Source organism: Oceanotoga teriensis, assembly GCF_003148465.1.
In the GTDB taxonomy this organism is placed as follows: Bacteria; Thermotogota; Thermotogae; order Petrotogales; family Petrotogaceae; genus Oceanotoga; species Oceanotoga teriensis.
The window spans coordinates 19,271-30,388 of sequence record NZ_QGGI01000014.1 but is presented as its reverse complement, the minus strand read 5'-3'; the positions used below and the strand labels follow the sequence as shown (position 1 = coordinate 30,388).

Below are 11,118 nucleotides of genomic sequence, written 5' to 3'. Positions count from 1 at the left end.
GGGATTTAAAATGGCAAGAATATTAATTGTAGACGATGAGGATAACTTAAGATTACTTATAAAAGAAGAACTTGAAGAAGCTGGATACGATGTAATAGATGCATCAAGTGCAAAAAAAGCTTTAGAAATATTCAAAGAAGAAGATATAGATTTATTATGTACAGACATAGAAATGCCGGATATGAATGGTTTAGAACTTGCCGGAGAGATAAGAAAAAAATATTCAGAAACAAAAATAATACTTTTGACCGCTTATTCTCATTATAAGAGCGAGATGGCATCTTGGGCAGCAGATGCTTATGTTGTAAAATCTATGGATTTAACAGAATTAAAAGATATAATAGCTAATATATTAAAGATTTAGTTTATTAAACATTTTAATAATAAAAAATTGTGCCTTTTTAGGCACAATTTTGTCAATATATTTGCAAAAAAAATATAATATAATAAAAACAATTGTATAATAAACTAAAAATATTAAATAAAATATTTTATATTCTAAATAATACAAAACTCGGAGGTGTAAAAAATGGACTACAAAGATTCGTTGAATCTACCAAAGACCAACTTTAAAATGAAAGCTAATTTAAAGGATAAAGAGCCATTAACATTAAAAGAATGGCGAAAAATGGATCTTGAAAAAAAAGTAAGAAAAGAAAAATCAGAAATGCCAAAATTTCTTTTACATGATGGACCTCCATATGCAAATGGAGAAATTCATATGGGGCATGCATTGAATAAAGTTTTAAAAGATATAGTTATTAAATATAAAACTATGAGTGGACATAATGTACCATATGTTCCGGGTTGGGATACTCATGGTCTCCCAATAGAACATAAAGTTACAACTGAACTTGGCGAAAAAGCTAAACATATGACAAAACTTGAAATAAGGAAATTATGTAAAAAATATGCTTTAAAACATGTTGAAAAACAAAAAAAGGGATTTGAAAGACTTGGTATAAGAGGAGAATGGGATAATCCATATATAACTCTTGATCCAGTTTATGAATCAGGAGTTCTTGAGACATTAAAATCTTTGGTTGAAACAGGTAATGTATACAGAAATAAAAAGCCTATATATTGGTGTACTGAATGTCAAACGGCTTTGGCTGAGGCTGAAGTAGAGTATCATGATCATTCTTCTCCATCTATATATGTGAAATTTCCATTTGAAGATAAAAATACTTATATAATAATTTGGACTACAACTCCATGGACACTTCCTGCTAATGTAGCTATAGCACTTCATAGAAGTTTTGATTATGTAAAAGTTGAAGTTGAGGGTGAAAAATGGATAATGGCCGAAGCATTGGTTGAAAAAGTTATGAAAATAGCTGGAAAAGAGAAATATGAAATAGTTGAAAGATTTAAGGGAAAAGATTTAGAAAATAAATCTGCAAAACATCCGTTTATAGATAGAGAATCAAAAATAGTATTAGCAGATTATGTAACACTTGAAGATGGTACAGGATGTGTTCACACTGCACCAGGTCATGGAGCTGATGACTATATAACAGGATTAAAAAATAAATTACCAGTTCTTTCTCCAGTTGATTATAAAGGCGAATTTACTGAAGAAGCAGGAAAATATGAAGGACTTAAAATTTGGGAAGGAAACAAAGTAATAATTGAAGATCTCAAAAACAGTGGTTATCTCGTTGCATTACAGAATATAGAACATTCATATCCACATTGTTGGAGATGTAAAAATCCTATAATATTTAGAGCTACAGAGCAATGGTTTATAAGTGTTGATCATAATGGTTTGAGAGAAAAAGTTCTTGATGAGATTGATAAAGTTCAATGGATACCGGAATGGGGAGAAAAAAGATTTAAGGGTATGGTTCAAGATAAACCAGATTGGTGTATATCAAGACAAAGAGCTTGGGGAATACCTATACCTGCCATCAAGTGTGACGAATGTGGCGAAGTAACATTAACAGTTGAACAGATGAATCATTTTATAGATATAGTTAAAAAAGAAGGAACTGATTCGTGGTTTGAGAAAGACATAAAAGAACTCATACCAGAAGGATTTAAATGTCCTAAATGTGGTGGAATACATTTTACAAAAGAAGAAGATATACTCGATGTTTGGATAGACTCTGGAGCTTCTTGGGAGTCCGTTGTAAATTCAAGAGAGGCCTTGAATAAATACCCTGTTGATTTATATCTTGAAGGATCTGATCAACATAGAGGATGGTTCCAAAGTTCTATGTTCCTCTCAGTGGGTAAAAATGGAGTTGCTCCTTATAAATCTGTTCTCACTCATGGATTTATAAAAGATGAAGAAGGAGAAAAAATGTCAAAATCCAAAGGAAATGGAATAAGTCCTAATGATATAATTGAAAAAGATGGTGCTGATTTATTAAGACTTTGGGTTGCTTCATCTGATTACAGAGGAGATATAAGAATATCTTTTGAAATACTTAAACAACAAAGTGAAGTATACAGAAAATTTAGAAATACATTGAGATTCTTATTGGGTAATATATCAGATTTTGATCCAAATAATGATTATGTTGAATTTAATGATCTTTATGAAATAGATAAATGGGCTATGATAAGGCTTAATGATTTAATAGAAAAGGTTACTGGATTTTATGAAAATTATGAATTTTATAGAGTTCATCATTTACTAAATAATTTCTGTACTACAGATATGAGTTCTATTTATCTCGATATAATAAAAGATAGAATATATACAGAAGGAAAGAAGTCAAAACTCAGAAGATCTGCACAAACAGTTATGTATGAAATAGCTATGGCATTAACTAAAATGATGGCTCCTATACTAACTTTTACAGCCGAAGAAATATATAAATATCTTCCAGAAAGTGCAAGAAAGTATGACACAATACAATTAGAAGAATGGCCAAAATTAAATATAAATAAAGATGAAAATCTAATTCAAAAATGGAATTTAATACTTTCTGTAAGGGATGATGTTACAAAAGCTCTTGAAGAGAAAAGAAGAGAAAAATTTATAGGAAATTCTCTCGAAGCTAAAGTAATAATAGAACCTAAAAATGAAGAAATAAAAGAAGCTTTATCATCTACAGATCCTTATCTATTATCTGATGTGTTCATAACTTCTCAGATAGAAATAAATAATGTAGAAAAAGGATTTGAAGGAGAAAAAGTTAAGGTTGCCGTTGTTAAAGCAGAAGGAGAAAAGTGTGAAAGATGTTGGAAAATAGATCCAAAAACAGGTGAAGATGAACAACATGAAGGAACATGTCCAAGATGTGCAGCTGTTTTAAGGGGAGAAAGAGAAAATTAAATAATTGGCGTGGCTAAAAGCCACGCTCTCATTGAACTGAGGTGATAAGATTTGAACAATATATTTGTATTTATGGACTATCAAAACCAACCAGTTGACCCGGAATTAGTTGTACAAAAATTAGAAGAACATGGAAAATTAGTTGGAGGAAAAGCTTATGGACATTGGTCGAAATATCCGGCAACGATGTTTTCATTTTCAAGGCATGGAATAGAATTAATTGAAATGCCGGAAGATGGATTTGGAAACAAAAAAGGAAATGATATAAAACTTGCCGTAGACGCAATTGAAACAATGTTTTCTCTTCCCCATATTGAAACCTTTGTTTTGGTAACCGGAGATGCTGATTTTGTACCTCTTGTAAAAAAATTGAGGACATACGGAAAAACAGTTTATGTAATAGGTAGAAGTAAAAATACTTCTCCAGATATGCAATTTGCAGCTGACACATATATCCCTTATGAAGAAATAGTAAAATCTGAAAAAGTTAATTCAACTGATTCTTTTGAAGATTTAGTCGATGAAATGATAAGAATAATGGATGAAAAAAGTCTTCAACCAGATGAAACTGTTGTAAAAAGAATAGTAACTGGAATGGGAGTTTATTATGGAAACTTTGGATATAAAACTATGGGAGATTTTGTTGAAGGTCTTTTAAAAAATATAAGAAAAAAGATGTTCAAAGAATCTTATGAATATTCAGAGTATGAAGAGAATTATATGAGGTTTTTAGAAAGACTTGTTGCAACATCGAATACACCTTTTGATGTTGAAAAGCTTGAAAAAATAGCTAAATCAAGACATCAATGGATATCTAAAAACTCAAATTTAGATAGCCTTGAAAATTTTATCCAGAACATGATAGGTTCTGGAAAATTAAAAGAAACAAAAGATAAGTTTTTATATGTTCCAGCACCGAGAAGATGGGAAATAAAATATGATAAAATTCTTCCTTATCCAGAACTTAGAGCTGAATTTGGGAAACATGTATATGAATTATTTATGAAGAGAAAAGTAAGTACGATATCAGAGGCCTTACATGTTTCAAAAGAAAATTTAAATCTTACAAATAAAGTAATAGGTTCTTTTGGTATAGCATTAAAATTTTCTGGTATGTTTATCGGAAAAGATGGAAGTGATTATGTAAGTTTAAAAACTCCCGTTAAATTAAATGGGACATATGAAGAATTTAAACTCACGCTTGATACTTTTTATGTTAAAAGAATTTTGAAAGATGAAAATATAAATGAAGGACAGTTAGATAAAGTTTCAATACATGTTTTTAATGATAAAGATCATGAAAAGACGAAAAAGGTTTTGGATTTCATGATAAAAACAAAAGATGTATTCTATGAAAAGCCATATTATAAGTATAAAGATAAAAAATAATGACGTCATTGACGTCATTATTTTTTTTAAGAATTATTATTTTATAAATTGTGTAAATGCAAAAGCTACACCAGCTGATATAACAACTGAGATCAATATATCTAGTATATCTACTCCGCCATTTCCAGATTCTGCTACAGCTTTTTTATTAGCTTCTACTTCTTTTGAAAGTTCATCAACAGAGCTTTGAACTGTATTCAAAGAAGATTTTATATTAGAAATATCTTTTCTATTGGTATCTATATCAACTATAGAATTCTCAAGTGCTTTGATTTTACTTTGTACATCACTTATACTCATTGAATCAGATTTCATATCTATTTTAGAATTCAAATTAGATAAAAGAGTATTTATTCTTTCTATTTCTTTTTGATTTGAATATGTTTCATTAGAAACATTATTTAGTTTAGATTGAATAGATGTATTTGCAGAAGAAAGGTTTTGAATATTTTCCAATAAAGCATTATTTTCATTTTCCATTCTTGCAAGTCTTGTATTTATATTAGAAATAGAATCTTGATTTATAGATGAATTTGTCATATCTTTTACTTTAGATTCCAATTCATCTATTTTTACAGTTGCATAACTCAATAATTCATAAGAACTCTGTAATTGATTCAAAGAATTTTCAACTTTATTAACCCTAACTGATAAAGCATTAACCTCTGAATTAGAAGCTGAAGAAGTATTTCCAGATGACATAGAACTTACTTTTTTGTCAAGTTGAGAAATTTTTTCAGCTAAAGGAGCTATAAGATTTTGCTGTGTGTAATCGATAGTTCTTGATACAGTTAAAGTTAATTGATATCTATTAACTGTGTCCATACCTTTAAAGGTACCATCAGGATATCCTTCTAAAATACCGATAGAAGAAATTTTTTGTACAGCATCGTATGCCCAGTGATTAACAGGAACATCCTTAAATGTTTGGGCAAAAGCTGAACCAAAAGCTAACGTTAAAACCATTGTGATGATAAGTAGTTTTTTCACAACGACACCCCCTGTAAAATAGTTTTTTTCTATTACTATTTTATCATAAAAGATGGTAAAATAGTAATGTCCTTAGGCTATAATACATTAGCAAACTTAGAAAACAATAAAAAATTTTTATATGTTAGATGTTTTGGAGGTGTTCAATTTTGTTAAAAAGGACTCATACTTGTGGAGAATTAAATTCTTCAAATTCAGGTCAAGAAGTTATTCTAAATGGTTGGGTAGATAGAATAAGAGATCTTGGCGGAATAAAATTCATAATGCTCAGAGACAGATACGGTAAAACACAGGTTTTCTTTGATCCAAATGAAAATCAAGATTTATATCAAAAGGCTTTAAAACTCGGTAATGAATATACTGTATCAATCAAAGGTATAGTAAAAGAAAGACCAGCAGATGCAATAAATACAGACATGAAGACAGGTGATATCGAGATTCATGCAACAGAATTAGAAATCCTTTCAGAATCAGAAACTCCACCTATTTATGTTAATAGAGATGAAGAGATATCAGAAAATTTGAGATTAAAGTATAGATATTTAGATTTAAGAAAAGAAAAGATGCAAAAAAATATTATTTTAAGACATAGAGTAATGCAAGCGGCTAGAAATTATCTTTCAAACAAAGATTTTCTTGAAATAGAGACTCCATTTTTAAACAAATCAACACCAGAAGGAGCAAGAGATTTTGTAGTTCCATCCAGAATAAAAAAGGGGAATTTTTATGCCCTTCCACAATCACCACAAATTTTTAAACAACTTTTGATGGTTTCAGGTATGGATAAATATTTCCAAATTGCAAGATGTTTTAGAGATGAAGATTTTAGAGCTGATAGACAGCCTGAATTCACTCAAATAGATTTTGAAGCTTCATTTGTTGATAAAGAAGATATTTTTGAAATAGGAGAAGGCCTTGTAAAAGAATGTTTTGATAAAGGTCTCAATATTGAAATAGAAACTCCATTTAAAAGAATGACATATAAAGAAGCTATGAACAAATATGGAAGTGATAAACCAGATACGAGATATGGTATGGAATTAAATGATATAACTGAATACTTTAAAAATACAAAAGCTAAATTCTTAAAAAGCGTAATAGATGAAAACGGTGTTATAAAAGGATTTTCAATACCTGAAAAAGCTAATGAATTTTCAAGAAAAAAATTTGATGAATTAACAGATCTTGCAAAACAATTTGGTGCATCAGGATTGATTTGGATATCAAAAGAAGAAAATAAAGATGTAAAATCCACAATAAAAAAATTAGCTGAAGAAGAAATTAATAATCTTTTAAATGATGGTATAATAAACGATGGAGAAGTCATGTTAATAGTTGCGGGAGAATTATCAAAAGTTAATAAAATATTGGGTCAATTAAGGGCAACTATTATAAGAGACGAATATGTTAAAAAAGATGGTTTTGATATAATGTGGATAACAGATTTTCCTATGTTCTCATGGAATGAAGAAGAACAAAGACTTGAAGCAGAACATCATCCATTTACAATGCCTAACGTTGAAGATCTTGAAATGTATAAAGATGAACCGCTTAAAATAAATTCTCAATCTTATGATCTCGTAATAAATGGCTATGAAATGGCAAGTGGAAGTGTCAGAATACATAGAAAAGATATTCAAAACAAAGTATTTGAAATAATAGGATTAAAAGAAGAAGAAATAACTGATAAATTCGGTTTTTTACTTGAAGCTTTTAGATATGGTCCACCGCCACATGCTGGAGCAGCATTGGGAATGGATAGATTAGTAGCTGTAATGGCAGGAGAAGATTCAATAAAAGAAGTAATAGCTTTTCCAAAAACGGCTACAGGTTCAGATCCAATGGCAGAAGCACCATCAAAATTATCTGAGTATCAACTCAAAGAATTAAATATAATTTTAAAAAATGATTAGTTAAAGGAGTATAACTCCTTTAACATCTTATAATTTGAACAATTATTTAGGAGGGGTAAAATGGACTTTGTTATAACTTTTAGTGAAAATGAAAAAGCTTTTGTTGCAAAGGTATCAGGAGATATAGATGCTTATCATTCGGCAACATTTAAGCAAAAGATAATAGAACATATGGATAATATCGATAAGAAGATAATAGCTGTTGACCTATCAGAAGTTTCATATATAGATAGTGCGGGACTTGGAGCTATTGTATCTTTAATAAAAGAATCAAAAAAACATGAAAAAGAAGTAGTTCTTCTTTCTTTACAAAATCAAATAAGAAGAATATTTGAAATGACAAAACTTGATAAAATAATAAGAACAGAAGATACGATTGAAGAAGTTTAGAGAGGAAGGTAATCTTGATAAGAATAGCAATAGACGGACCAGCCGGTTCCGGAAAATCGACTATGGCAAAAATAATAGCGAATAAACTTAAAATTAATTATCTCGATAGTGGAGCTTTATACAGAATCATTGGTTATTATTGTGTTAAAAATAATATAGATCTTGAAGATAAAAAAAGCATAAAAGATATTTTACCTCAAATAAAAATAGACCTGAAAGATCATAAGTATTTTCTAAACGATGAAGAAATATCCGAACAAATAAGAAATGCTGAATCAGGGAATTATGCCTCTATGGTTGCTAAAGTTCCTGAAGTAAGAGAAAAAATAAATCAAATATTAAGAACTATGTCTCAAGAGATGTCTACTGTGATAGATGGAAGAGACATAGGAACTGTTGTTATTCCTGATGCAGAGATAAAAATATTTTTAACAGCTTCAGTTGAAGAAAGAGCAAAAAGAAGATATGATGAACTTTCTGAAAAGGGTAAAAAAGTAGATTATAAAAGTATATTAGAACAAATAATATTTAGAGATAAAGCTGATAGTTCAAGAAGTATAGCCCCTTTAAAGCCAGCTGAAGAGGCTATAAAAATAAATACTACAAATATGGATATAGAAGAAGTTACAAAAAAGATTATTGAAATAATAAAGGAAAAAAATTATGGAAATTAGAATTTCAGATAATGTTGGATTTTGTTATGGAGTGAATAGAGCATTTAATAATACAATTAAATTAAATGACAAAAAAAACATATATATGTATGGACAACTAGTACATAATAATTCTGTTATCGAAAAGATAACAAATACTGGAATAAAAATATTTGAGAATATAGATAATCTTCCAGAAAATAGTTATAAAAGCACAGTAATAATAAGGGCTCATGGAATAACGAGTAAAGAAAGAGAAATACTTGAAAAAAACTTCAAACAAGTCATTGATATGACATGTCCAATAGTAACAAACCTTATAAAACTTTCTAAAGGTATACAAGAAAAAGGATATTATATAGTAGTTTATGGTAAAGAAAGCCATCCTGAAATGAGAGGGTTAAAAGGAAATCTTTCTGAAGATAAAATACTTATAACAAAAGAGCCTTTGAAACTTCAAAACAAAAGCAAGGTGTGTATAATTTCACAAACTACGGTTGACTATCCTTCATTTAAAAAATTCTATTTAAAAATGCTGGAAATAAATCAATTTTCTGATATAATTATAAAAAATACTATATGTAGAGAGACATATATGAGAGAACAGCAAGCTCTGGAAATATCTCAATGGGCTGATAAAGTTTTTGTTATTGGAGGTAAAAACAGTTCGAATACAACAAAGCTTTATAAAATCTCTAAAATGAATTGTAAAAACTCTTATCATATAGAATCAATTGAAGAAATTAAAGAGGTTGTTATAAATAAAGAAGACAAAATAGGTATATTGACAGGGGCCTCTACTCCTTTATGGCAACTTGAAAACATAAAAAAACATATAGAAGGCAATATTTCTTAATATAAAAGGGAGGTTTATCGTTATGAACGAAAATTTCGAAGACTTATTGAAGGAAGAAGAAATAAACGAACTGAAAAAAGGAAAGGTATTAGAGGGAGTTTTATTAAATAAAAGCTCAGATGGTATATGGGTTGCTCTCGATGCCACAGGGGATGTTTTTGTTAAAAGAGAAGAATTATTAAAAAATATTTCTGAATATAAAATAGGTGAAAAAATAACTGTAAAAGTTATAAAAACAAATGATGCTGAAGGATTTAACACAGCATCTGAAAAAAGAGCACAGGCAGAAAAATTAATGGATGAAATAGAAGAAGGAAGCCTTGTAAATGTTAAATTTGAATCAAGAGCTAAAAATGGCTATATTGTATTGATAGAAAATGCAATAAAGGCGTTTTTACCAGGTTCATTATCGATGTTGAGACCAGAAGATGAAATGCCAAAAGATTCTCAAAGAATGAAAGTAATACAAAAAAGAGGAAGAAAAGTAGTTGTATCTAAAAGAGATGCAGTTGAAGAATCCATAAAAGAAGTTTATGAAAATTATAAAGAAAATATGATAGTTGAAGGTATAGTTGAAAGCATAAAAGATTTTGGTGCTTTTGTTAAGTTGAATGAACATGTTACAGCTTTAATACCGAGAAGTGAAGTTAGCTGGGATAAGAACACAAGAATAAATAAACAGCTTTCAGAAGGTGAAAAAGTAAGAGGCGTAATCATAAATTTAGATAAAAATGCTAAAAAAATATCAATGTCTTTAAAACAATTAAAAGAAGATCCATGGGAAGATGTTGAAAAGAAATACCCAATAGGATCAGTTCAAAAAGGAAATATTACAAAACTATTTCCATTTGGATTCACTGTAAAACTTGAAAATGCTGTTGAAGGATTGGTTCATGAATCTGAAATATTCTGGGGTAGAAAAGGAAAAATAGCTGATATTGCTTCAGAAGGAGATAGAGTAGAAGTAAAGGTATTAGATATAGATAAAGGAAGAAATAGAATAAGTTTAAGTTATAAACAGGCATTGGGAAATCCTTGGGAAGAAGCAGAAGAAAAGTATCTTGAAGGAAATATAGTTAATGGAATAGTGGAAAAAATACTTGCAAATGGAGCAATAATAAAACTTGAAGAAGGACTTACCGGATTTTTACATGTATCTGAATTATCTTGGAATTTTGTAGATAATGTTGAAGATGTTTTAAAAGAAGGAGAAAAAATAAAAGTTAAAATATTGAATCTTGATAAAGAAAATCAAAAAATAAAATTATCTTTAAAACAGGCCAAAGAAAATCCATGGAAATTGATATCAGAAAAAGTACAAAAGGGAGACATACTCACAGGAAAAATAACAAGATTTGTAGATAAAGGTGCTGTTGTATTGATAAATGATTATGAAGTAGAAGCTTTTATGCCTGGAAGTAAGGCAACAGAAAACAGAACAGATGACATAAAAGAAGTCTTAGAGGTAGGAAGCCCTATAACTGGAAAAGTACTCGATATAGAATTTCAAAGTGATCAACAAAGAGGAAACTTAGTTTTGAGTGTATTAGATTATATAAAAGAAAAGGAAAAAGAAGAAGGCTTAAAAATAATGGAAGAAATGAATTCTGAAGAAGAATAAAAGCTTTCCTTTTTTAAGGA

At 29.2% G+C, this 11,118-nt stretch carries 9 protein-coding genes; 8 read left to right on the top strand and 1 reads right to left on the bottom strand.

Annotated features, from left to right (window positions below; all coding sequences use genetic code 11):
• Nucleotides 1-10 precede the first annotated feature (10 nt).
• From C7380_RS09700 to C7380_RS09690, 3 genes are all read left to right on the top strand, one after another.
• Nucleotides 11-364, top strand: a complete 354-nt coding sequence (locus tag C7380_RS09700; protein WP_109605365.1) for a response regulator — start codon at nucleotides 11-13, stop codon at nucleotides 362-364.
• 165 nt (nucleotides 365-529) lie between these two features.
• Nucleotides 530-3,286, top strand: coding sequence for an isoleucine--tRNA ligase (ileS, locus tag C7380_RS09695; protein ID WP_109605363.1), 2,757 nt, complete (start codon nucleotides 530-532; stop codon nucleotides 3,284-3,286).
• Between the two features lie 51 nt (nucleotides 3,287-3,337).
• Nucleotides 3,338-4,675: an NYN domain-containing protein gene (locus C7380_RS09690; RefSeq protein ID WP_109605361.1), complete on the top strand. Its 1,338-nt coding sequence runs from the start codon at nucleotides 3,338-3,340 to the stop codon at nucleotides 4,673-4,675.
• Between the two features lie 36 nt (nucleotides 4,676-4,711).
• Here C7380_RS09690 and C7380_RS09685 read toward each other — a convergent pair whose 3' ends face one another.
• Nucleotides 4,712-5,665, bottom strand: coding sequence for an S-layer homology domain-containing protein (locus tag C7380_RS09685; RefSeq protein WP_146192165.1), 954 nt, complete (start codon nucleotides 5,663-5,665; stop codon nucleotides 4,712-4,714).
• Between the two features lie 128 nt (nucleotides 5,666-5,793).
• Here C7380_RS09685 and aspS point away from each other — a divergent pair, with 128 nt between their 5' ends.
• From aspS to C7380_RS09660, 5 genes are read left to right on the top strand one after another with little or no spacing between them, the layout of a single operon-like run.
• A complete protein-coding gene (gene aspS, locus C7380_RS09680; RefSeq protein ID WP_371682088.1) occupies nucleotides 5,794-7,578 on the top strand; it encodes an aspartate--tRNA ligase in 1,785 nt (594 codons plus the stop codon).
• Nucleotides 7,579-7,638: 60 nt separating this feature from the next.
• Nucleotides 7,639-7,968 (top strand): STAS domain-containing protein, encoded by a 330-nt coding sequence (locus tag C7380_RS09675; RefSeq protein WP_109605356.1) that lies wholly within the window; start codon nucleotides 7,639-7,641, stop codon nucleotides 7,966-7,968.
• 11 nt (nucleotides 7,969-7,979) lie between these two features.
• Nucleotides 7,980-8,642 carry a (d)CMP kinase gene (gene cmk / locus C7380_RS09670; RefSeq protein ID WP_109605354.1) on the top strand — a complete coding sequence of 221 codons (663 nt, stop codon included), beginning with the start codon at nucleotides 7,980-7,982 and terminating at the stop codon, nucleotides 8,640-8,642.
• Complete coding sequence (gene ispH, locus C7380_RS09665; protein ID WP_109605352.1) at nucleotides 8,632-9,477, top strand: 4-hydroxy-3-methylbut-2-enyl diphosphate reductase; 846 nt, start codon at nucleotides 8,632-8,634, stop codon at nucleotides 9,475-9,477. The genes cmk and ispH overlap by 11 nt, the downstream gene beginning before the upstream one ends.
• Nucleotides 9,478-9,499: 22 nt before the next feature.
• Nucleotides 9,500-11,098 (top strand): S1 RNA-binding domain-containing protein, encoded by a 1,599-nt coding sequence (locus tag C7380_RS09660; RefSeq protein ID WP_240597590.1) that lies wholly within the window; start codon nucleotides 9,500-9,502, stop codon nucleotides 11,096-11,098.
• Nucleotides 11,099-11,118 lie beyond the last annotated feature (20 nt).